General features: G+C 58.4%; 22 protein-coding genes. 8 read left to right on the top strand and 14 right to left on the bottom strand.

What is annotated here, in order from left to right; all coding sequences use genetic code 11:
• The first annotated feature begins 29 nt into the window (after positions 1-29).
• The gene (locus tag L991_RS04515) at positions 30-2168 is read left to right on the top strand and encodes a UvrD-helicase domain-containing protein (protein WP_047392693.1); all 2139 of its coding nucleotides are present in this window, start codon (positions 30-32) and stop codon (positions 2166-2168) included.
• A 70-nt stretch (positions 2169-2238) separates the two neighbouring features.
• Positions 2239-3930: a tetratricopeptide repeat protein gene (locus tag L991_RS04510; RefSeq protein WP_052190603.1), complete on the top strand. Its 1692-nt coding sequence runs from the start codon at positions 2239-2241 to the stop codon at positions 3928-3930.
• Between the two features lie 15 nt (positions 3931-3945).
• On the opposite strand, the gene L991_RS04505 is transcribed toward L991_RS04510, so the two are convergent.
• The 14 genes from L991_RS04505 to L991_RS04440 form a co-directional block, all read right to left on the bottom strand.
• On the bottom strand, positions 3946-4608 hold the full coding sequence (locus tag L991_RS04505) for a thioredoxin domain-containing protein (RefSeq protein WP_047392692.1): 663 nt from the start codon (positions 4606-4608) through the stop codon (positions 3946-3948).
• On the bottom strand, positions 4605-5042 hold the full coding sequence (locus L991_RS04500; protein WP_047392691.1) for a disulfide bond formation protein B: 438 nt from the start codon (positions 5040-5042) through the stop codon (positions 4605-4607). Before L991_RS04500 ends, L991_RS04505 begins: the two co-directional genes overlap by 4 nt.
• 190 nt (positions 5043-5232) lie before the next feature.
• Positions 5233-6489, bottom strand: a complete 1257-nt coding sequence (locus L991_RS04495; RefSeq protein ID WP_047392688.1) for an ABC transporter permease — start codon at positions 6487-6489, stop codon at positions 5233-5235.
• Positions 6483-7181: an ABC transporter ATP-binding protein gene (locus L991_RS04490; RefSeq protein ID WP_197053803.1), complete on the bottom strand. Its 699-nt coding sequence runs from the start codon at positions 7179-7181 to the stop codon at positions 6483-6485. Before L991_RS04490 ends, L991_RS04495 begins: the two co-directional genes overlap by 7 nt.
• Positions 7182-7220: 39 nt before the next feature.
• Positions 7221-7709, bottom strand: coding sequence for a DUF2796 domain-containing protein (locus L991_RS04485; protein WP_052190602.1), 489 nt, complete (start codon positions 7707-7709; stop codon positions 7221-7223).
• A 48-nt stretch (positions 7710-7757) separates the two neighbouring features.
• Positions 7758-8426 (bottom strand): DUF3299 domain-containing protein, encoded by a 669-nt coding sequence (locus L991_RS16330; protein WP_051258938.1) that lies wholly within the window; start codon positions 8424-8426, stop codon positions 7758-7760.
• A 101-nt stretch (positions 8427-8527) separates the two neighbouring features.
• Positions 8528-9181, bottom strand: a complete 654-nt coding sequence (locus L991_RS04475) for a hypothetical protein (RefSeq protein ID WP_156128982.1) — start codon at positions 9179-9181, stop codon at positions 8528-8530.
• Between the two features lie 49 nt (positions 9182-9230).
• Entirely contained in the window at positions 9231-9995 is a 765-nt protein-coding gene (gene yaaA / locus L991_RS04470; RefSeq protein ID WP_047392678.1) for a peroxide stress protein YaaA, read from the bottom strand.
• Between the two features lie 78 nt (positions 9996-10073).
• Positions 10074-10691, bottom strand: a complete 618-nt coding sequence (locus tag L991_RS04465) for a response regulator transcription factor (RefSeq protein ID WP_028450033.1) — start codon at positions 10689-10691, stop codon at positions 10074-10076.
• 156 nt (positions 10692-10847) lie between these two features.
• Positions 10848-13157, bottom strand: coding sequence for an ATP-binding protein (locus L991_RS04460; protein WP_052190601.1), 2310 nt, complete (start codon positions 13155-13157; stop codon positions 10848-10850).
• On the bottom strand, positions 13150-14145 hold the full coding sequence (locus tag L991_RS04455; protein WP_047392676.1) for a 2-hydroxyacid dehydrogenase: 996 nt from the start codon (positions 14143-14145) through the stop codon (positions 13150-13152). The genes L991_RS04460 and L991_RS04455 overlap by 8 nt, the downstream gene beginning before the upstream one ends.
• Before the next feature lie 5 nt (positions 14146-14150).
• Positions 14151-14411, bottom strand: coding sequence for a hypothetical protein (locus L991_RS04450; protein WP_047392675.1), 261 nt, complete (start codon positions 14409-14411; stop codon positions 14151-14153).
• 14 nt (positions 14412-14425) lie between these two features.
• Positions 14426-15370, bottom strand: a complete 945-nt coding sequence (locus L991_RS04445) for a complex I NDUFA9 subunit family protein (protein ID WP_047392674.1) — start codon at positions 15368-15370, stop codon at positions 14426-14428.
• Positions 15370-17322 carry a lytic transglycosylase domain-containing protein gene (locus L991_RS04440; protein ID WP_052190600.1) on the bottom strand — a complete coding sequence of 651 codons (1953 nt, stop codon included), beginning with the start codon at positions 17320-17322 and terminating at the stop codon, positions 15370-15372. Before L991_RS04440 ends, L991_RS04445 begins: the two co-directional genes overlap by 1 nt.
• Positions 17323-17562: 240 nt before the next feature.
• Here L991_RS04440 and glyQ point away from each other — a divergent pair, with 240 nt between their 5' ends.
• From glyQ to L991_RS04410, 6 genes are read left to right on the top strand one after another with little or no spacing between them, the layout of a single operon-like run.
• The gene (gene glyQ, locus L991_RS04435) at positions 17563-18468 is read left to right on the top strand and encodes a glycine--tRNA ligase subunit alpha (RefSeq protein ID WP_028450025.1); all 906 of its coding nucleotides are present in this window, start codon (positions 17563-17565) and stop codon (positions 18466-18468) included.
• A 15-nt stretch (positions 18469-18483) separates the two neighbouring features.
• On the top strand, positions 18484-18969 hold the full coding sequence (locus L991_RS04430; RefSeq protein WP_047392672.1) for a surface-adhesin E family protein: 486 nt from the start codon (positions 18484-18486) through the stop codon (positions 18967-18969).
• 30 nt (positions 18970-18999) lie between these two features.
• A complete protein-coding gene (gene glyS, locus L991_RS04425; RefSeq protein ID WP_047392831.1) occupies positions 19000-21069 on the top strand; it encodes a glycine--tRNA ligase subunit beta in 2070 nt (689 codons plus the stop codon).
• 48 nt (positions 21070-21117) lie between these two features.
• The gene (gene gmhB, locus L991_RS04420; protein ID WP_047392828.1) at positions 21118-21675 is read left to right on the top strand and encodes a D-glycero-beta-D-manno-heptose 1,7-bisphosphate 7-phosphatase; all 558 of its coding nucleotides are present in this window, start codon (positions 21118-21120) and stop codon (positions 21673-21675) included.
• 18 nt (positions 21676-21693) lie between these two features.
• The gene (locus L991_RS04415; protein ID WP_047392670.1) at positions 21694-22437 is read left to right on the top strand and encodes a 1-acyl-sn-glycerol-3-phosphate acyltransferase; all 744 of its coding nucleotides are present in this window, start codon (positions 21694-21696) and stop codon (positions 22435-22437) included.
• Positions 22438-22448: 11 nt separating this feature from the next.
• Complete coding sequence (locus L991_RS04410) at positions 22449-23147, top strand: M48 family metallopeptidase (RefSeq protein WP_047392668.1); 699 nt, start codon at positions 22449-22451, stop codon at positions 23145-23147.
• The last annotated feature ends 175 nt before the right edge of the window (positions 23148-23322 follow it).

Genomic DNA, 23322 nt, shown 5'->3' with positions numbered 1-23322 from the left:
CTGTCTTTGGAATTGATCGAGTTTTATTCATGTCGCATCCCCTCACTGCCCAATTAAATCCCCAGCAAGCCGCCGCCGTGGCTTTGCCGGCTGAACACGCTCTGATTCTCGCCGGGGCCGGTAGTGGGAAAACCCGGGTGCTGACCACCCGCATTGCCTGGTTATTATCCACCGGACAAATCAGCCCATCCGGCTTATTGGCGGTGACCTTTACCAATAAATCGGCCAAGGAAATGCTGGCGCGGATTACCACTATGTTGCCACTCAATCCGCGTGGTTTATGGGTGGGGACATTTCACGGCCTGTGTAATCGCATGCTGCGTTTACATCATCGCGATGCCGGTTTACCGCAAGCCTTTGCGATTTTGGATACTCAGGAGCAATTGGCGGCGATTAAGCGGGTATTGAAGCTGTTTAATCTGGATGACGATAAATACCCGCCCAAAACCATCCAGCATTACATCAATGGCCATAAAGAAAATGGCCGCCGCGCTGCCGAGGTGGATGCCTGGGATGATTACTCGCGGCATTTGCGGCTGGTGTACGAAGAATACGAAAAGCAATGCAATCGCGAAGGCGTGGCCGATTTTGCCGAATTGCTGCTGCGCTGTTATGAATTGCTGAGCCACAATGCCGGCATTCGCGCGCATTATCAGCAGCGCTTTGCGCATATTCTGGTCGATGAGTTTCAAGATACCAATCGCTTGCAATACGCTTGGCTCAAATTGTTGGCTGGCGATACTGGGGCGATTTTTGCCGTGGGCGATGATGATCAATCAATCTATGCTTTCCGTGGGGCCAATGTCGGCAATATGCAGGATTTTCAGCGCGATTTTGCGGTGAAACATGTGATCCGGCTGGAACAAAATTACCGTAGTCACGGCAATATTCTGGACGCCGCCAATGCAGTCATTGCCAATAATCGACAGCGGCTGGGCAAACAGCTCTGGACCGATGCCAGCAGTGGCGAGCCGCTGCGGGTATTTGAAGGCGCCAGCGATTTTGAAGAAGCACAATTTATCGTTGAAGAAGCGCAAACGCTGATTCGCGAAGGCATGCCCGCCTCGGAAGTGGCGATTTTGTATCGCAGCAATGCCCAATCCCGCATTATCGAGCACGCGCTGTTTTCAGCCGGCGTGCCGTATCGGGTGTATGGCGGCTTGCGCTTTTTCGAGCGACAGGAAATCAAGCACGCGCTGGCTTATTTACGGCTGATTGCCAACCCATCGGATGATAATGCGCTCTTGCGGGTGATTAATTTCCCGGCGCGGGGCATTGGGGCCCGCACGGTCGAAAATATCCAGGAAAAAGCCCGGCTAGAAGGCTGCACGCTGGGGCAGGCCGCCTGCAATCTGGGTGGGCGTAGCGCGGCGGCGGTGGGTAAATTTATTCATCTGGTGGAAGCCATGCGCAATCAGATGGATGGCCTGCCGATGGCTGAGCTGGTGGATATGATGCTCGATCTATCGGGCTTGCTCAGCCATTACCGCAATGAAAAAGACGCCGAAGAGCGGGTGTCCAACTTGGAAGAGTTGATCAACGCTGCCGCCAGTTTCGAGCCGGAAGAAGAAAACGTGCTGATCGCCTTTCTGGCCCATGCCAGCCTTGAGGCGGGCGATCATCAGGCCAATGCCTATGAAGAAGCACTGCAGCTGATGACCGTGCATGCGGCCAAAGGGCTGGAATTTAAAGCGGTGTTCCTCTCTGGCTTGGAAGAAGGCCTGTTTCCGCACGATAACAGCGCCAATGATCCGCAGGGCCTCGAAGAAGAGCGGCGGCTGATGTATGTGGCGATTACCCGCGCGCGCGAGCGCCTTTACCTCACGTTGGCGCAAAGCCGCATGCTGCATGGGCAAACGCGCTACGGGGTGGCCAGCCGTTTTCTGGATGAAATACCGGGTGGCTTGCTCAAATATCTGAATCGCGGTTACGCGCCCAGTGGTTACAGCGCGCCGGCCAGCTATAGTGCACAGTATCCGGCCCCGAGTCACAAAGCCACGCCCGAGCATGGGCTGGCGATTGGCAAGCAGGTGGAGCATCCGAAATTTGGCCGCGGCGTGATCACCGATCACGAAGGCGGCGCCAACGGCAATGTGCAGGTCAATTTCGAGCAGCATGGCAGTAAATGGCTGGCCGTGGGCTATGCCAAGTTGAAACTACTGGATTGATCCCCCTTGGGGTATTAGTCGCTAGCTTAGATTTAATAAGGTATCGCAGGCGATACCGTTTGGGGTATGTATGCCAGCCAAGGTAAGGGCTTATTCCTTTGTCGATCGGGCGCCGATTGCCGCGGCCGATGAGCCGGTGAGCCTGGATGATCTTTCGGCCTTCCGGATTCTCGTCATCGACCACATCCCGGAAATGCGCGCCACGCTGAGCATGACGCTGAATCAGTTTGGCGCGCAAGCACTGGAATACGCCAGCCGCAGTGGCGAGGCGCTGGGCATGCTACGGCGCACGCCGTATGACATCATTCTCTGCGCCTACGATCTGGGCACGGGGTTTGATGGCTTGTATCTGTTTGAAGAAGCGCGCCGGCATGGGCTGCTCAAAGCCAGCTGCGTGTTTGTGATGCTCACTGGCGAGCGGCAGAGCAGCAAGGTGATCGGCGCTGCTGAGCTGGCGCCCGATGCGATTGTGCTCAAGCCTTTTACGGGCGACACCCTCTTTGCCCGCGTGCAGCGGGCCTTACGCAAAAAACAGCGCTTCAAACCGATTGACGCCGCTATCATTGCCCATGATTTTTTGCGCGCCATCAGCTTATGCGAGCGCGAGATCAGTGAAGGCGGTGATGACACGCTGGATTTCGTGCGCATGAAGGTGCATTTGCTGCTGCGCATTGCCGATTGGCACGCCACTCGCGATTTATGCCGCAGCCTGCTGGCGCGTAGCGATCTGGCCTGGGCCAAAATGGCGTTGGGCAAGGCGCTGTTTCAGCTGCGCGAATACGATGAGGCGCAGCAGATTTTCCGCCAGGTGATGAGCGAGCACGAGCTGGTGCTGGAAGCCTACGACTGGCTCGCGCGCGTGCAGCAGGCCCAGCATCAGGTGGCTGCAGCCAAACTCACCCTCTCGCAGGCGGTGCATAAATCACCGTATGTGGTGAACCGCATGCGCGAATTGGGCGAGGTGGCGCTGGCCGCTGGGGATGTGGCCCTCGCGGAGCAATCGCTGACCGAAACGGTGCGGCTGGCGCGGTTTTCTTTCTGGCCACAGGTCAGTGATTACAGTCAGTTGGCCGAATTGCAAATCGCCCGCGGCGATGTGGGCGCTGCGCGTAAAACCGCCGCCACCATCAAGCGCGATTTCCGGCAAGGCCCCGAGGCGGTGCTGGCCGAAGTGCTGGAAGCCGATGTGCTGTTAAAGCTTGGGGATCGCAGCAAGGCCGCGGTGCAGCTTGATCAGGCCTTGCACACTGCCAGCCTGCTGATCGAGCCGCCCACCGCGGCGGTGGCCTTGGGCTTAGCTAAAAGCTGTTTGGCGCAAAACCGGCATGAACAAGCCCGCCAGCTCACGCTGTCGGTGCTGAAAAACCGCCATGATGATCCGCAGCTGGCCGCCAAAGTGACGCGTATGTATCAGCAGCAGGGGCGGGAAGAAGAAGCACTGCAAATGATCGAAGAAACCGCCGCCAATATTGTCGAGATCAATAATGAGGCGGTCTTGCTGGCCAAACAGGGCAATCTGCAAGCGGCCGCCGAGCGCTTTCTGGCGGCCGTCAAAGACATGCCGGCCAATCTGCAGGTCTTGCTCAACACCATCAATGCGCTGCTCGCTTATGTAAACCAGCATGGCTGGCACGACAGCTATATGCAGCGGGCGAAAGAGCTGCTCACCCGCGTTAGCACGCTCGATCCGGCCAATGGCAAAGGCCTACAGATGGCCGAGATTTTCCGCAAAACCCAGCGCCGTTTTGGCATCAAAGGCTAAACCGGCGCGGGTGCTTTATGGCGCCGGGCTCGGGCTGGCTTGCAGCGCGCGCTGGATCAAGTCGGCGAGCTGCTGATAGCCAAACTCCTGCAGCGGTTGGCCGTTCACAAAATAGCTCGGGGTTTTGTTGATGCCCAGCGTGCGGGCATCGGCAATGTCTTGCGCCACGATGGCCTGTACACCCGGCGATTGCAGATCTTGCTGCAGCTGCGCCATATCCAGATTGAGCGTGGCCAGTTGCTGCAAGGCCAGTTGCAGATCCGCCTGATGATTGATTGCCCACTGCGCCTGCGTGGCCAGCAGTTTTTCCAGCGCGGGCCAGTATTGGCCCTGCTTGCGCGCTGCTTCCAGCGCTGCGACCACTTGCTCGGCGCCTGGGTGTAGGGGGGCATAACGCACCACAAGGCGAATTTGCTCAGGGTGTTTGGCCATCATCTCTTTCACAAAGGGATAAAACGCCGCACACGCTTCGCAGGCCGGGTCGAGAAACTCAACAAGCGTGACTTTGGCATTTTGCGCGCCGTAAATCGGCGAATGCATGCGTTGCAGTGCCTGAGGCTGGCTGGCGATCTGCGCCACCTGCTCGGCCTGGCGGTTTTGTTTCACGTACAAGGCCGCCACGATAAATAAAGCTAGCAGACCAAGAGCGGCACTAAGAAAAATCAGTTTGTGTTTCATGAGCGATGAGGGATCCGTACAGCGATTAACAACAGGCAGATCAGGGCAAAGCCCAATACCGACAGCAGCGGGATGGTGAGCCAGCCAAACCAGCTGATGCTCACTTCCGCGCAGCTACTGCCTTGGGCGCAAGGGCTGGCGCTGGGGCTAATCAGGCCCAGCTGCAGCAACCAGTGAAAAATCGCCGTGCCCAGGCCCACCACACTCAGCGGCAGGGCATAGCGCACCACACCCCGATCCAGCGGAAACAGCGCCGGCGCCAGAATCAACACCAGTGGAAACATCGCAATGCGCTGATACCAGCACAAGGTACACGGCGGCACCGCCAATACTTCGCTAAAAAACAGCGCCCCTAAGGTGCTGACTGCGGCCACCAGCCAAGCGGCAAAGAGCAGCCACCAATCAGTGTGGGCGGAACGGGCAAGAGGGTACATACAGCATCTGCCAGCTAAACAAGGGCAGACTAGGTTTGCTGACAAAAGTTTCGCCCAGCGCACTGGCAGGATTTACCTTGCCAGTGGCGCTGGGTTGCCGGAGGGCGGCTGGGGAAGTTCGGAAAGAGGCGTTGCTAGCCGCTGTGGGCGGGTATTAATCGGCGCGGGTGTCAATCAATGTGGGAGCCGATCAGTGAGGGCTTAGTCCATCCGCCAGCGAGAGCCGATAGGCGCGCCAAGCCGGAATCGCGCTGATGATCAGCCCCACGGCCAGTGTCAGCCCTAGCATCAGCCATTCCAGTAGGCTCGGGGCGGCAATGCCGATGTTAAGGCTATATACCTGCCGCAGTATTGGCCGGCAAGCAAATAACAGTGTGTAGAGCAGCCCCATACCCAGGGTGATGCCACTGATCAGCAGTAAAGCGGTTTCACCCATCACCAAGGCAAAAATCTGCCAGGTGCGTGCGCCCACCGAGCGCAAAATCGCCATTTCGCGCCGCCGCTCATTCAGGCCGGTAAGCAAGGCCGTGAGCATGCCCAACAGGCCAATCACCAGCACAAATGCCGCCACAAATTGCAGCGCTTGCTCAGCGATGCGCATCAGTTGCCAAAGCTCGGACAGCGCCACGCCGGGTAGGATGGCCATTAGTGTTTCATCCGGATATTGATTCACGCTGCGTTGATAGCCAAATAAACCGGTGCGTGATTTCAGGCCGACATAAAAGGCGGTAATCGAGCTGGGCGGCGGGATGGCGCGGCTTTCATCGGCCGCCAGCACACCGGAGCTGGCCAGCAGTGAGGCGCTGCCCGATTCCCAGCCCTCGTGAATGGCGGTCAGGCCATCCAGCGACACATGCACGGTGTCATCCACTGGTGTGCCAGTCGGGGCCAGAATGCCCACAATGGTAAAGGGCTGATCGCTATGCTCGGACAGCGCACCCTCGCCGCTGCCATGAGTGAGGACGATTTTTTGCCCTAGCTGATAACCCAGTTTGCGCGCCACCTGCGCGCCCAACACGGCATCATGCGTACGGCTAAACACTTGGCCACTGGCCAGTTGTAGCGGCCGGTTGTCGGCATAGCGCAGATGGCGGAAATAATCGGGTGTGGTGCCCAGCACGGCAAAGCCATGGTGGCTATCGCCCAGCGACACCGGCACCGTCCAGGCCACGCGGCGATCTTTGGCCAGCGCTTGGTAGCTGTCCCAGCCGATATTATTGGTAGCGCTGCCCACGCGAAACACGCTGTACAGCAGCAATTGCACCGAGCCGGTGCGGGCGCCGACGATCAGATCGGTGCCGCTCACGGTGTTGGCAAAGCTTTGCCGCGCTTCGGTCCGCAGCCGTTCCACCCCCACCAACAATAGCACCGACAGGGCAATGGTCAGCAGGGTGAGGCACACGGTGAGCCGGCGGTGCAGCAGCGAGCGCAGGGCGATTTTCAGCATACGGCCTCCGCTGCGGCTTGGTTGATGGCGGGCAGACTGAGCTGACGATCAAAATGATGCGCCAGCTGCGGATCATGGCTGACCAGCAAAATCGCGGTCTGTTGGGCATTGGCACAATCGAATAGCAGCTCGATAAAGGCATCGCGCCGCTCGGCATCCAGCGCCGAAGTGGGTTCGTCGGCAATCAACAGCTCAGGCGCACCAATCAGGGCGCGAGCCAAGGCCACGCGCTGTTGCTGGCCTACCGAGAGTGCTGCCACGGGGCGGGAGAGGTAAGCGGCTAAATCCAGCCGCGTCAGCAGCTCGCGCGCTTGCGCCTCGGGGCTACCCGCCAGCGTGGTGGCGCGCTGCCGCCGTAGGCGGGAAAACTGGCAACTCAGCAGTACATTATCCAGCACCGACAAATACGGTAGCAGATTAAATTGCTGAAACACATAGCCCAGATGATCCGCACGCAGATGATCGCGTTGGGGGCCGCTTAGCGCAGTGAGGTCGTGCCCCAGTAGGCGAACCTGCCCGCTTTGCGGGCGCTGAATACCAGTGAGCAAGGCCAATAGCGTGCTTTTGCCGCTGCCGCTGGGGCCACGCAGAAAGAGCCGCTCGCCGGCGGCCAGATTAAATTGTGCAAGCTGCAGCGTGGGTCGGGCTGCGCCCGGCCAGCTGAAGGTGACATCGGCCAGTTCAAGCAGCACGACCCTTTCCTTGTTCACAGCAGCGGCGGAGGGCGCCGCTTATTTCAATTTGATGCTGTCGCCTTTTTTCAGTGACAGCTGTTTTTGCCCCTGCGCGGTGGCCAGATTTACGGTCAGCTTTTTCAGGCCGGCGGCGTTTTTCCACAGTGGCAGGGCGATGTTGGTCGGGGCGCTGGTGCAATCAAAGCGGTATTCGGCTTCGATATCGCTGTGCGCGCCTTTGTTAAAAGTGGGCAGCGTCACTTGGGCCGGCGCGGCTTTACATTGTGCGGCGGCATCCGGCACAAACAACTCGGCGGGCTTATTCAGCAGGGTTTTTACCGCGGCGAATTTGGCTTTTTCGGCCTCGGTTTTCGGGGCGTGTTCAAACCCCAGCAAATTATCGGCCGGGCTTTCCAGCGTGATCAGCATTTGGCGCCCGTCAATCGCGACATCCAGCTCGGCCACACCGTGCACATGCGCGGCATGCTCATGAGCCGAGGCGAATAGGGGTATGGTCAGCAAAGCAATAGCAATACTTGATTTCATGGGTATACCTCAGTGGGGTGTTAAAGCGGATGGTGACTCGTGCGCCGCTTATTTGCTGGCTGCGGCGGGTTTGACATAGGGGCGCACTTCGGCGGCCGCCAGCTGGTAGCCCACGGGCACATCGGCTGCGCCATCGGCCAGCGCCAGATTGGCTTTGGCCGCTTTGATTTGCAGCTTGCCCGCCACCGTCACTGGCGCATACAGCTCGGTTTGCTCAAAGCCTTTCGGGTATTGCACCACGATCATCTGATTGGGCGGTGGCGCGGGTACGTGAATGCAGGCGCCAATCACCGGCACCAGCAAAAATTCGGTGATTTTTTTGCCGCTGAGTTTCAGGGGCAGCAAATAGCCATCGATCTGGATGTCCTGATTATTCAGGGTGGTGATCATTTCGCCGGTGCGTTTTTTCTCGAATTGCTCGATCTCGGCAATCAGTTTGTTCAGATCAGCGAAGTCTTCTTTGAGTAATTTGATGTCATTGGCGGTGAGATCGGCAGCTTTGAGCTTGCCTTTGTCGAGCATGCTTTTCACTTCGCGCTGCTGCACGGCGCGCATCAGGCGCATTTTTTGCGCTTGATCCATCTTGGCAATGCTGGCGCGCAGCGCCGGCGCATCGGGTTGGAGGTCAGCCCATTTCACAGGCTTGCTGTCGGCGAGGGAGAGTTGGCAGCACAGCGCAAACACAAGGCCGCAGGCCAAACGGAACAGGGAAGGCATGATGAATTACCGCAAAAAGGATGACTTATTGTAACTGAGTTGCATCTGAGTGGGGAGTATGCCGCACACAGATGAAAAATTGGTGACAAAAAATCCCTGCCTTACTGCACGGGTTTGAATTGCGGCTGCAAATTGCTGAGGATGGGGTCGAGCCGCTGGGCGGCTGCGGCATGCTCCGGCTGCAAGTACAAATACACAGCCAGCGGGGCAAATTGACTGATTTTCCAGCTGCGCTGCAGGCTGGAGAGCTCGCGCTGCAGCGGTACGGCGGAGCTGGTGACGCAGATCTGGCTGCGCGCCGCACGCACCATCGCCAGACAAGATTGCAGGCTATCCACCGGCCACAGCGTAGCCTGGCCGCGTAAGATTTGCTCCAGCTCACGTGAGCCACGCGGGTAGCTCACGCTGAGACCGTGTAAATCTTGCCAGCTATTGATGCGCTGTTGTTGGCTGAAGGCGTAGTAATGGCTGATGGCGAGCGGGGCTTGGAGGCGCAGCAGCTGAGGGTGGCGCAGGCCAAACGCTAGCGTGCGGGCCGGGTCGCCGGCAAATTGGCCGTTTTGCAATTCCAGCTCGGCGCGCTGGGCGGGGCGATAAGTCAGCGTGTAGCTCAGGCCCGCTTTGCCAAAGAGTAAATCCAGCCGCTGGCGTAAGATCCGCTCGGAGGGGCTGCCGGGCTCAATGCTGCTGACCAGTGGCAGCGGTTCGGCTGCCGCCACTGTAGAAAGCAAACCAAGGACTAAGCTAAGGAACACGCGCATGCCCCAGTATAGGCAGTGAAAGTGCGCGGTTCCGTGCATCTGCTTAGCCTGCCAGCTGCCGGCGGAACACCCAGCGCTCGGCCGTGCTGGCCTCGGGCGCAAGTGCATAGCCTTCCAGATCAAACTGACGCAGGGCGCTGGCCTCGGTGATGCCACGTTCGGCCGCGTAGCGCACCATCAGCCCGCGCGCGCGTTTGGCGTAAAAGCTGATGATTTTGTATTGCCCGCCTTTAAAGTCTTCAAACACCGGCGTAATCAGCTGCGCTTGCAGCTGCTTGGGCTTGATTGCCTTGAAATATTCATCGCTGGCCAGATTCACCACGGTGTCTTGCTCCAGCGCATTGACCGCTTCGGTGAGCTGCAGCCCCCAGAATTCATACAGATTTTTGCCGCCGGGGTTGGCAAGGCGCGTACCCATCTCAAGGCGATAGGGCTGCATTAAATCTAACGGGCGCAACAGGCCATACAGGCCCGATAAAATCCGCAGGTGCTGGCTGAGATAACCGAGCTGCGCCGCCGGCATGGCCTGAGCATTTAGCCCTTCGTACACATCGCCCAGAAAAGCCAGCACGGCCTGCTTGGCATTGGCGGGGGTGAAGTCGGGCTGCCAGCTTTGATAGCGGGTGTAATTTAGCTGGGCCAGTTCATCGGATAAATGCATCAGCTCGGCGATTTGCGCCGGGCTATAGTCGCGCAGCACGGCAATCAGCTGTGCAGCCTGCGCCAGATAGGCAGGCTGCGTGTATTCGCTGATCTGCGGCGGGGTGGTGTAATCCAGCGTTTTGGCTGGCGAAATCAACATCAGCATGGGGTTTGATGGGTATATGAATAAAGGCCAGATTTAGGCTGGCCTTGAGGTTGATACATGGGCTAGGTATGTGCAGGCTTAATTGACATCCACCCCGGCATCGCGCAGCTTGGCGGCCAGTTCCATCGCGGTTTTCACCTGCATTTTTTCCAAAATGCGCGCGCGATGTACCTCAACGGTTTTCATCGAAATCGACAAATCATCGGCGATTTGTTTGTTCAGGCGACCGGTGAGGATGAGCTTCATCACTTCGTTTTCGCGTGGGGTGAGGCAAGCCAGACGCTCGCCCACCGCGGTGCGGTTTTCCCATTCGCTGCGATGCAGCTGATCCATCGACAGGCAGCCTTCCACCAGATCGACAATATCATTATCCGAGAACGGCTTTTCGATGAAATCGGCCGCGCCCTGTTTCAGCGCGGCCACGGCCATCGGCACATCGCCATGGCCAGTCAGAAACACCACCGGCGGGCAGTAGGCAAATTCTTGCAGCTTGCCAAACAGCTCCATGCCGCCCATGCCGGGCATGCGCACATCCAGAATCAGGCAGCCGAATAAATCCGGGTTGTAGCTGGTGAGTAATTCTTCGGCGCTGGCAAACAGTTGCACCGAATGATTGCGGGTGGAAAACAGCCAGGAGAGGGCGTCGCGGATCGCGTCGTCGTCATCAACAATGGCAATGTGGCGATTCTGGCTCATGGCGCAAACTCCAGTTTTTGGCGTCGCCGGCACGGGCAGCCAGCCAGTGGGGACGCATAAATGACATATAGCCAGTATTGTGCATGATTCGCCTGCCTGTTGGGCAATTGGTGGTGAAAAATCGCTGCGGATTGCGACAAGGCAGGTTTGGGTGGCCTAAGGCTCGTAGGCTTCGTTTTCGAGCACCAGGGGCAGCGTAAAGCGGAAAATCGTGCCGCCGGCGGGGTTGGCCTCCACCCACAGCCGGCCCTGATGGTGCTCGATAATCGAGCGGCAGATATTCAGCCCCATGCCCATGCCACTGCCCTTGGTGGTGTAGAAGGGCTTGAAGAGCTGTTCCATCTGCTCATCGCTGATGCCGGTACCGCGATCAATAATGCTGACTGCCAGCATATCGTCCTGTTTGCGCAAGATGATCTTGAGCGCCCGATCTTTCACAGGCGTAGCGGCCATCGCTTCGATGGCGTTTTTGCTCAGATTAAACATGACTTGTTCCAGCATTACAGCATCGGCGTATATCGCTGGCAGCTCTGGGTCGCGCTCGACTTGCAGTTTGACTTGGGCTTTTTTGATTTCCGCGCCTAATAGGGTGAGCACAGTTTCCAAAAGCTCACTCACTTCACAGCGAGTGCGGTGCGGGGCGCGGCGCTGCACGAATTCGCGAATCCCGCGGATGATTTGCCCGGCGCGTTTGGCTTGCGCGGCCATTTTTTCAATTGCCTGATCCAGTTGCGCCACATTGGGCTCGGCTTGCGACAGCACATTGCGGCAGCCGGTGGCATAGCTGGCAATGGCGGCCAGCGGCTGGTTGAGCTCGTGCGCGAGGCTGGAGGCCATTTCTCCCATGCTGATCAGGCGGGTGGTTTGCTGGAGCTGCTCGTTTTGCTGGCGCTCTTGTTCTTGGGCTGTTTTAAGTACCGTGACATCGGTGGCGATTTCCAGCCACACTTCGGAGCCATCTACCCACACGCTGCTGCGGCTTTTTACCTGATACCAGCGCTGGTGAAAATCATCAAACCATTCGCCATCGACGGGCAGGCGTTTATGCCGGCTAACCACCGGAATATTGCAATAACGGCCGTGTTTTTCGGGGATATCAAAAGCGCGATCAAATTGCCGGTTGGACAGCAGCAGCTCGCCTGAATTGGCATCGGACACTGATACCGCGGCATCTAGGCCATTGAGCACCGCCACAAAGCGCTCATGCGACGCTTGCAGCGCCTCGCGCTCGCGTTGTAGCTCGGTAATGTCGTAAATTGCGCTAATCCAGCCAGTGTGCACACCTTCACCATCAATCAGCTTGGTGGCATATAGCCGCACATCAAAGCGCTCGCCATTGCTGCGCATAAAGCGCATCTGGTAGCCGGTGCTATCGGCACGGCCACTGAGAATCGCACGGTAAATGGCCATGCATTCTTCGATGTCTTCCGGCGGCCAGTAGGGCATGGGGTGCGAAGCGCCTAAGAGTTTTTCCTGCGAATAGCCCACCATCTCGCAAAACGCGCGGTTCACATAAAATAGCCGTCCTTCCAGATCCATGGCCCGAATGCCGGTGACCAGCGAGTTCTCCATCGATTCGCGCAGGGCTTGTTCCTGGCGCAACTGGGCTTCGGTGCGCTGGCGCTCTTTGATATGTCGGCGCAGCGCCCAGGTGGAGGCCAGCATCAGCAATGACAGCGCCCCCACCACCAGCGTGAGCGCAGTTTGCCAGTTATCACGTTTTTGCGCATACACATGCGCGGTGAGTTTGAGTTGATTGGGGCCCCAGGCCAGATCAATGCTGCTATTGAGGTGGCTGGCGTCGTGCGAGCGATCAAAGCGCCCAGCCAATAGTTTTTCTTGCTGCCATAGGCTGATTTGATAGCGCTGGGCAATCCACCATGGCACTTGTTGTTGCAACATGGTGCGTAAATTCAGCTGGGCAATCAGCACATGGCGGCCATTGAAATTGAGCGTAATCGGCACGGCGATGGCCAGTACCGGCATATCTTCGGCCACCATAATGATTTTGCTGTAGGCGCTGGGCGCGCCAGCCAGCACCGCATCGCGAATCGCGATCAGTTCCGGGTGGCGATAATCGGGCAGCTCGGCCACTTTGATTTCGGGCTCGCGCCAGCGCTGGCGGCCGGTTTCATCCACATATTCCAGTGCGATGATTTCAGGTGATTCTTGTAAGAGACTCAGCGTGCGGGCGGTGAATTCGGCCGAGGCCAGACCATCGGTGGCCATGCTGGCGGCCACGGTGCGCAGCTGGTGGGTGAAATTATCCACCCGGGTGGTGAGCGCCTGCTTTTGCCAGAGCAGATCCTGCGTCAGGCTGTTATTGCGTGCCGAGCGATCACTGTAGGCGGTAAAGATCAGGAAAATGGCCAGCGCAAGGCTGAAAAGCGCGGCGGCAAACGAGGGGAGTGTCAGCAGCCAGCGCGATTCAATGGTCTTGTGGGTGCCAAAGCGCGGGCTAGGCACTCGGCTTCACCTCATTGCGCAAAGGCTGGCCATTGGCTTGGTCGGTGATATTTTGCAACGTGGTTTCAGCGATGTTTTTCAGCGCCACATCGGTTAGATAGCCCTGATGTGAGGTGATAAGCACATTCGGAAAGGTGGTCAGCCGCGCCAGAATATCGTCTTTCAGCACGCTATCGGAGTGATCTTCAAAAAACACGCCTTCCTCATGCTCGTAGACATCCAGCCCCAAGCCGCCAATCTGGCCGCTTTTGAGCGCGGCGAGGGCGGCGCGGGTATCGATCAGGCCGCCGCGTGAGGTATTCAGAATAATCACGCCCGCTTTCATGTGCGATAGCGTCTCAGCATTGATTAAATGCTGCGTGCTGGCCATCAGCGGGGTGTGCAGCGACAAAATATCGCTGCCGGCCATGACTTCTTCGAGCGTCATAAAGGTGCAATCGACATCGCACGCTTTGGGCGGGTAGGGATCATAGGCCAATACCTTGCAGCCAAAGCCGCGGGCGATGCGGGCAGTGGCCAGGCCGATTTTGCCCGCACCCAAAATCCCGAAGGTTTTGCCGTGCAGATTAAAACCTTCCAGCCCTTCAAGCTGGAAATTACCTTCGCGCACCCGATTGTAGGCGCGGTGAATTTTGCGGCTGAGCGTTAGCAGCAGTGCAAAAACATGCTCGGCCACCGCCTCGGGCGAGTAGGCCGGCACACGCGTGACCGGAATGCCCAATTGCTGGGCCGCCACGAGGTCAACGCCGTTAAACCCGGCGCAGCGCAGCGCCACATGACGCACGCCGTATTTGGCGAGCTTGGCGAGTGTGGGGGCATCGAGGCGGTCATTCACAAACGGGCAGACCACCTCAAAACCATCCGCCAGCGGGGCCGTGTGGATGCCCAGCCGTTCCTCGAAAAACACCAGCTCATGCTGGTGGGCGGCATTGGCCGCTTCCAGGGTCTGGCGATCGAATCGTTTGCTGTCAAACACGGCGACCCGCATGGGGCTTACTCCTTAAAATTATGCGAAATGGTGGCGTCCAGATCGTGGCCCTGATAATGCAAGCCGCTGATCTTTTCGTCTAGTACCTTGCCCAGTGCGGTCGGGGCGTCTTCCGGATAGCGCACGCAGGCCAGCGCATTGCGCTCGCCGGCACCGGTTTCCAGGCGGATATCCAGCGGCGCAGGGGCGCCGAGTTGTTCGGTTAGCAGGCGGTGGACATCTTCTGCGGTGGTACTGACGGGCAGGTTACTGATTAACAACTGCATGGTGCTACCTCCGGTTAGTGAGAACGACGGGCCTGCCGACGCAATTCATCCAGCCGCCGGGCTGGGTTTTGGCCGGCAAGATATTCGGGGGCGATGGTTTCCAGCGCGCTGGGCTGCCAGCCCAAAATCGCCGCAAACCCTGCCGGATCAACATTATCCACTTGCAATGAATCTAAATTATCGTGGCTGACTGGGGGGTTGGGCAGCACACTCATCAAGGTGGCTTGCAGGCGCGCCGCCCAGTTTGGCAGCCCGATCACGCAGCGGGGGTGGCCGCTGAGGCGGCCGCTCAGCTGCACCAGCTCGCGCAGAGTATAGACTTTGGGCCCGACCAAATTCAGCGTTTGCCCAATCAGATCACGCCGGCTAACCGCCACGGCAAATGCTTCGGCCACATCGCCCACCCACACCGGCTGAAAGCGGGTGTCTGCGCCACCAATCGGCACCACTGGCGCAAACGCCTGCAGGCTGGCAAACAGATTCAAAAAGCTATCCTGCGCGCCAAACACCACCGAAGGGCGGAAGATCGTCCACGCCAGCTCGCTGGCGCGCACTTTGGCTTCGGCCTCGCCCTTGCTGCGCTGATAGTGTGAAGGGCCGTTCACGTCGGCACCCAGCGCGCTCATGTGCAAATAGCGCTGCACGCCGGCGCTTTTGCAGGCGGCGAGAATCTTTTCGGTAAGGAGTATATGGCTGCGAGCAAAGTCTGCTGCGCTTCCCTGCAATATACCCACCAGATTAATTACCACATCCTGCCCATGGCAGAGCTGAGCTAGCGTGGCCGGATCATGCACATTGGCATTCACCACTTCGCAGCCTGGCAACACCAGCAGATCGGCCTTGATGGCTTCGCGGTGGCGGGTCGGAACGGTGAGGCGATGGCCAGCCCGGGCGAGCTTGGCCGCAATCTGGCGACCGATAAACCCAGAGCCGCCAATCAATAGAATGGAAAGTGCCATTATTCAGAAACCTCCTGCGCGGAATTTTTGCCGGGAATCGCGGGCAGCCGTTTCAAGAGTTGGGTCGTGCTACCCGGGAAATAATGCGCATAATGCGTCGCATTGGTCAGCACCGCTTTGACATAATCGCGGGTTTCGTTAAACGGGATCGTCTCAATATAGATCGCCGCTTCCAATTCGCGCGCATCTCGCCATTTACCCGCATTGCCGGGGCCCGCATTGTAGCCGGCAGTGGCTAGCACCGGGTTGCCGCCAAACCGCTCGGTCCAGTAAGCCAGATAGTAGCTGCCCAATTGCGGATTGATCTCGGGGTCGCTCATATCGCTGAGTTTGAAATCGCTGAGATTCATTTTCTTGGCCACCCACTGCGCGGTGGCGGGCATCAGCTGCATTAGCCCGGTGGCGCCGGCGCTAGAGCGGATGTCGGCGATAAAGCGGCTTTCCTGGCGGATCAGCCCAAAGACCCATGCCGGATCAAGGCCATTGGCTTTGGCCGCACTCTCGACCGAAGCCCGATACGGCAGCGGGAAGCGCAAGCTGAAATCATTGAGCGTTTTCGGGCGCATGGCGGCGAAAATACTGCGGTCGTACATCTGATTGCGGCTGGCCAGCTCGGCGGCGGCGAGCAGTTGCTGATCGCTAAGCCCCCGCATGGCGGCGTTCCATTCGCGATTGGCCTCGATGCGCCAGCCCTGATCATTCAGCAGCAGCGCGCGGCGCACGCCGGGCACTTGATTAATCGCGGCCAGATCGTCTTTGCTGGCTTTGTAGCCCGGTACTGGCGCGCTTAAGATGCTGCCCAGCTCTTCGCGGGCTAGCAGGCCATAAAAGTCGATTTCCTGGCTTAATTCCGTCCACAGCGCATTGGCGGCGGCGGCTTTGTTTTGCGCCAGCAGCGCACGGGCTTTCCAATAGCGCCAGGCGCTGTCTTGTTGCTCATCGGCGGGTAGGGCGTTGATGCGTTGCTCAACCGTTTTCCAGTCGCCACTGCGCAGCGCGGCGCGGATGGTCCAGGCGCGATCATCGCTGCTTAAATCTTGTAAATGCCCGCGGGCGATCCATTGCGAGGCTTCGGGTAGATTGCGCCGGGCAGCGATTTGCCCCAGCTGCTGCCAGCCAAATTGCAGCTCGGCGGCTGGCAGACTGCTATCGCTCAGCAAACGGGCAGCTTGGGCCGGATTATTGCGAGCGATTTTCTCGACCGCAAACAGCCATAGCTCACGGCCAGCGCGGCTGCTGGTGTCGATTTCATCCACCCAGCGCTCGGGCGCGGTGTTGACGGTATTGAGATTGGCGGTGAGGACCGGCGTACTTTTTTTGCCTTTCTTCACCATCACCGGTGGGCGTGGCACCAGATACTCGGGGCTGCCCACGCGGGCCGCCAGCTGCCGGGCGAGGTCGAGCTGATTGTTGCTCAGCGCCTGCCGAATACGCCACCAGATGTCTTCTTCTTTGAGCAGACCTTGGCTAAATAGCGCTTCAAAGTAAGGGTTGCAGGCGCTAGCTTGGGGTTTGGCGCTAAACCACAGCTGGCGATGATTGGCCAGTGCGCTGAAATCATTGCGCTTGAGCATGGCTTGCTGTTTCAAGCAGATCTGCTCGGCGTTCCGGTTCTCAAGCCGGCTGTAATACACCTCGTATTGCGCCCAATCTTGGCGGCGGGCCAGCTCTTTAAGCCAGTCGGCCAGAAAGCGCTCGGCCAGAGGGCTGGGGGCGTAGCGGCTGAGAAACTGGCCGGCATCGCCATCGCTGGTTTGATTAATCTGGGTAGTGAGGTAGTAATAGCGCGGATACATTTCCAGCGGGTCGCCTACGCTTTGCTCGCTCAGCTGGGCGAGCGCAACCATATCGCGGGCGCGCGCGGCTTCGCGCAGCTCGTCAAGATTCATGCGGGCTTGGGCGCTGGCGGCCAGCAGGCAGCTCAGCATAATCAGGGTGGCTTTTTTTAACATGGACAGCAGCAATTTACAGTGGCGGGACGGCAGCGCTAAGGATAAACGAGGGCTGCAGGCTTGTCTTGCATCAATGGGGTGGTTTTGTTCAGTTTTGTGTAGGTAATTTGTGGCATCTGGCGCCGCCGAATGTTGCACTCAGCCCTGCTTGCCGCCGTGGCGTGGCACGGGGAGGGCAAAACCAAGTAGAATTAGCGAGTTTAGAAAATTGTAGCCGCGCATTTGGCGCCCAAAGAACACATGCTGACTTTTCAGGAAATCTTGTTAAAGCTCCAGAATTACTGGAGTGACCACGGTTGTGCCCTGCTGCAACCCTACGATATCGAAGTGGGGGCGGGCACCTTCCACACGGCGACTTTCCTGCGATCACTGGGCCCCGAGCCATGGAATGCCGCCTACGTTCAGCCTTGCCGCCGCCCGAAAGACGGCCGCTATGGCGAAAACCCCAACCGCTGCCAGCATTATTACCAATACCAAGTGGTGCTCAAGCCTTCGCCAGACAACATCCAAGAGCTGTATCTGGGCTCGCTGGAATACCTGGGTATTGATACCAAAGTCCATGATGTGCGCTTTGTGGAAGACGACTGGGAAAGCCCAACGCTGGGCGCCTGGGGGCTGGGCTGGGAAGTGTGGCTCAACGGGATGGAAGTGACGCAATTTACCTACTTCCAGCAAGTGGGCGGTCTGGATTGCAAGCCGGTATTGGGCGAGATTACCTACGGGGTTGAGCGTCTGGCGATGTATCTGCAAGGCGTGGATAACATCTACGACATCGTATGGACCGAATACCCGAACGGCCAGAAAGTCACCTACGGCGACATCTATCATCAGAACGAAGTCGAGCAATCGATTTACAACTTCGAGCAATCGAATGTGCCGTTCCTGTTTGATCAATTCAATCAGTTTGAAGCTGAAGCCAAGCGCCTGATCGAAGGTGGCCTTGCGCTGCCGGGCTTTGAAATGGTGATGAAATGCTCACACATGTTCAATCTGCTGGATGCGCGTGGCGCGATTTCGGTGACTGAGCGTGCAGCCTACATCGCCCGCGTGCGCAATCTGGCGCGGCTGGTGGCGCAGGCTTATTACGATTCGCGCGAAGCCTTGGGCTTCCCGATGTGCCAGCCGGTAGAGAAAGCCGCCAAATAAACGAAGGAGCCGCACATGCAACGTCTGTTATTGGGTTTACTGGTAGTGACTGTGGCAGCGTGCGGCAAATACGAGGACAAGGTGAGCGGCCCGGTGCCGGTGCCGGATCAAAAAGCCGACTGGCGCAGCTACGGCAAAATGCCGGACTTCGAAACCCTGGTGGATGTCAATTCGATCCAGCATGACGCCGGTTATGCCGACCAGAATTACACCTTTGTCTGGATGGTGCAGCGCTTTAACGAAGACCAGATTGATGGCACTTCCAAGGGCAAGTACCGCTACAAATACACCCGGCAGGCCATTGATTGCCCCTCTGGCAAGATGGCCGGCGTGGCGGTGTCGATGAATGATGCGGATGATCTGGAAGTCGCCCGCTACGATGTGCCGGGCTTTCAGTGGGAATTTGCGCCCCAGCAGCCGGGTACTTTCGGGGCGGATTTCGTGGCCCAAGTGTGCAAAATGATGGCCGAAAAAGATCAGGCCAAGCAAGCTGAAGAATAACTGAGGATGCTGCCAATGCAGCAAAAGCATATGAATCCAACCTTACTGATCGAACTGTTTACAGAAGAACTCCCTCCCAAGGCGCTGCCTAAGCTGGGCGCTACGTTTGCCGAAAGTATTGCGGCGGAGCTAGTGAAACTGGGCTTTGCCCCTGCCAGCAGCGAAGTGAACACTTTTGCCAGCCCACGCCGTTTGGCAGTCACTGTGGCCGATGTTGCGGCGGTGCAGCCTGAGCAGGCCATCGAAAAACGCGGCCCCGCAGTGAGCGCGGGTTTTAAAGATGGCCAGCCTAGCCCCGCCTTGCTGGGTTTTGCCCGCTCGTGCGGTCTGAGCGCCGAGCAGCTGGATCAGCTGGGCACCGTGCATGACGGCAAGCAGGATGTGTATGTGTTCCGTTCGGTGAAGGCGGGCGAGCCGCTGGCGACGGTGCTGGCCGACATCGTGGCGGCAGCGGTGAAAAAACTGCCGGCGCCCAAAATGATGCGCTGGGCCGATCGCGATGGCCAGTTTATCCGTCCGGTGCATGGCCTGATCATGTTGCACGGCGATGAAGTCGTGCCCGGTCAGGTGCTGCATTTAAGCTCAGGTCAAACCACACGCGGGCATCGTTTCCTGTCGCAGGGTGAGCTGACCATTGCCAATGCGGCCGGCTATGCGCGCCAAATGTATGAAGATGGCAAAGTGGTGGCCAGCTTCGCCGCCCGCAAAGCCCTGATCAGCGAAAAACTGCAGGAAGCCGCCGCTGCGCTCAATGCCCGCATCGCTGCCGATGAAGCGCTGTTTGACGAAGTCACCGCGCTGGTGGAATGGCCAGTGGTACTCAAAGGCGAGTTTGAAGCCGAATTCCTGCAAGTGCCGCAGGAATGTCTGATTCTTACCATGCAGCAAAATCAGAAATACTTCCCGCTGCTGGATGGCAACGGCAAGCTGATGAATCAGTTCTTGCTGGTGTCTAATCTGCAAACCAGCGACAGTAGCCACATCATTAACGGCAACGAGCGCGTGCTGCGCGCGCGTCTGTCGGATGCCAAATTCTTCTTCGAGCAAGATAAAAAAGCCCCGCTCGACAGCCGGGTGCCGAAGCTCGCTAATGTCGTTTACCACAACAAGATCGGCTCGCAGCTGGAGCGCGTACAGCGCCTGCAAGCGGTTGCCGGCGCCATTGCTGGTTTGCTTGGGGCCGATGTGGCCAAAGCCGAACGCGCGGCTTATCTGGCCAAGGCCGATTTGCTGACCGATATGGTGGGTGAATTCCCTGAGCTGCAAGGCATTATGGGTCAGTACTACGCCAAGCACGACGGTGAAGATACCGAGGTGGCGTATGCGGTTGAAGCCCATTACAAACCTAAGTTTGCGGGCGATACCCTGCCTGAAGGTGCGACTGCGCAAGCGGTTTCACTGGCGGATAAGCTCGAAACACTGGTCGGTATTTACGGGATTGGCCTGATTCCAACGGGCGACAAAGATCCATTCGGTCTGCGCCGTGCTGCGCTGGGCGTGTTGCGGATTGCACTGCAATCGCCGCTGGATCTGCGCGAATTGCTGCGCACTACGGCGGCGCAATTCCCGGCGGGCCTGATTGCCGAAGGCACCGTGGAAGGCCTGTATGGCTTTATGCTCGATCGCCTGAAAAACCTGCTGGCAGCCGATTATCCGGCGGCAGATATTGATGCCGTGCTGGCGCTGAAACCTAGCCGCATCGATGATTTGCTGGTACGTCTGGCGGCCGTGGCCGAATTTAAGGCCTTGCCCGAATCTGCCGCACTGGCGGCCGCGAATAAGCGGATTCGCAATATCCTGAAAAAAGTCGAAGGCGAAGTGCCAGCCCTGAACGCAGCCTTGCTGCAAGAAACGGCCGAGCAAGAGTTGTTTGCCGCGCTGCAAGCCTTGCAAGCGCCCGTGGCGGCAGCGCTGGCGGCCAATGACTTCACCAGCGCGCTCAAGCAACTGGCCGCGCTGAAAGCCCCCGTAGATGCCTTCTTTGATGGTGTGATGGTCATGGCCGACGATCTGGCGGTGCGTGGCAATCGTCTGGCGCTGTTGAGCGCGCTGGCCGAAGTAATGAATCGCGTGGCCGAGCTGTCGCTGCTGGCCGACTAAACCCCGGGCGGGCTTGCCCGCCCTTGCCGAGGAAGATGGATGCCTGCCATGAAGCCCGAAGCCAGCAAGCTGTTGATTCTTGATCGTGATGGGGTGATTAACGAAGACCGGCCGGACTTCATTAAATCGCCGGAAGAATGGCTGCCGATTCCGGGCAGCCTGGAAGCGATTGGCGAATTAACCCGCGCCGGCTGGACTATCGTGGTGGCCACCAACCAAAGCTGTATCGGCCGCGGCATTATCGATATTGATATGCTCAATCGCATTCACGCCAAAATGCACCGCGCGGTGGTGAATGCCGGCGGGCATATCGATGCGATCTTCTTTTGCCCGCATGCGCCCGACACTGGCTGTGAATGCCGCAAACCTGCGCCCGGCATGGTGCAGGATATCGCGCGGCGCTTTCGGGTGGATGTGGATGAATGTCTGATGGTGGGCGATTCGCTGCGCGATTTGCAGGCGGTAAGTCGTGCCGGCGGGCAGGCGCTGCTGGTGCGCACCGGCAATGGCCGAAAAACCGAAGCGGCTGGCGATTTGCCGGCCGGCACGCGTGTGTATGATGATCTGGCCGCCGTATGCGCCAGTTTGCTGGAAAACCCCAATTAACCACCTTGTTGCCCGTTCATGATCTGGTTTCGTTCTGCCCTGTATAGCCTTGGCCTGCTGGTATTAACCCCGCTGTTTACCTTGATTGCCATTCTGGTCTTGCCGCTGCCGGCGGTGACCCGCAATACCATTGTGGCCTGGTGGGCGCGGCTGATGTTTATCTGGCTGCGCATCACCTGCGGGCTGACCTTCAAGGTGGAAGGCGCCGAGAATATCCCGCATGGCCCGGCAATGATTATGTGCAAACACCAATCCGCTTGGGAAACCATGGCGCTGCAGCTGATTTTTCCGGCGCAGGTGTGGGTGCTAAAACGCGAATTGCTGCGCATTCCATTTTTTGGCTGGGGCCTGGCGGCCACTTCGCCCATCGCGATCGACCGTGGTCAGCGCGCCCAGGCGCAAAAACAGTTGATGGAGCAGGGGCGCGATCGGCTGAATAAAGGCCTGTGGATCGTGATCTTCCCCGAAGGCACGCGCATCAAGCCGGGTGAGCGTGGCCAATACAAGCAGGGCGGCGCCCGTTTGGCCAAAGATCTGGATGTGCCGATTGTGCCGGTGGCCATGAATTCGGGCGAATTCTGGCCGAAAAATTCGTTTTGCAAATGGCCGGGTGAAGTGACGGTGCGAATTGGTGCGCCGATTAGCCCTGAAGGCAAAAATTCGCTCACCTTGATTAATGAAGTGGAAAACTGGATCGAAGGTGAAATGGCGCAGATTACCGGCCGTGGGCCGTGTTATGTGGCGCCGAGCAAGGCCGAATAAGGGGTGTTGCCATGCAGGCAATATTTCGCCTGCCTCAGGGCGAAATACCCTATCAGGTATCGCGTAGCGCCCGCCGCCGCAGCATTGGTTTGAAAATCGATGCCGGCGGGCTGACCGTGATCTTGCCCGCCCGGGCGCCGCTGGCTGAGGCCGAGCGGGTGATTCAACTTAAACTCACCTGGATTCAAACCAAGCTGGCGCAGTGGACCGCGCAGCCACCTGCGCTGGGGCCGGCGCCGTGGCGTTGGGGTGATGAAGTGCGCTGGCTGGGCGCGCCGCGCCGCTTGCTGCCCGCCAGCCGCACACGGCTGACGGAGGCCGAGCTGCACTTGGCCGCCGCGCGCGAAGACTTGCTCACTCCTGCGCTCGTGCGCTTTTATCAGCGCAGTGCCCGCGCGTATTTTGCTGAACGCGTGCCATTCTGGGCTGCGCGGATGGGCTTGCAACCGCAGCGCATTTTGCTGACTTCGGCCCGCACTCGCTGGGGCAGCTGCACCAGCCAAGGCGCAATCCGCCTTAATTGGCGGCTGCTGCAGGCGCCGGCCGCGGTGATTGATTACGTGATAATTCATGAGCTGGCGCATCTGCGCGAAATGAATCATTCGGCGCAATTTTGGGCGCTGGTGGCGCAAGCCTGCCCCGATTGGCGGCAATATCGCGCCTGGCTGAAGACCCACGGTCAAGCCTTAATGGTACTGGATCAGCGCTAAATCCAGACCGGCTGTGCCACAGTTCACATCTACGGGTTAACCCTAATCTGGGCTTTGCTTGTCAGCTTTCATGCCAGCGTGGTAAATTGCTCTCGCGAAAATGTAGTCGAATTTTTCGCGCTAAAAATCAAGCAAAAGTATGAATAAAATCATTGGTTTGTGCGGGTTGTAAATC

The sequence above is a fragment of the Chitinibacter sp. ZOR0017 genome, from assembly GCF_000799095.1.
Lineage (GTDB): Bacteria > Pseudomonadota > Gammaproteobacteria > Burkholderiales > Chitinibacteraceae > Chitinibacter > Chitinibacter tainanensis.
This window is presented reverse-complemented; position numbering and strand designations above follow the sequence as displayed.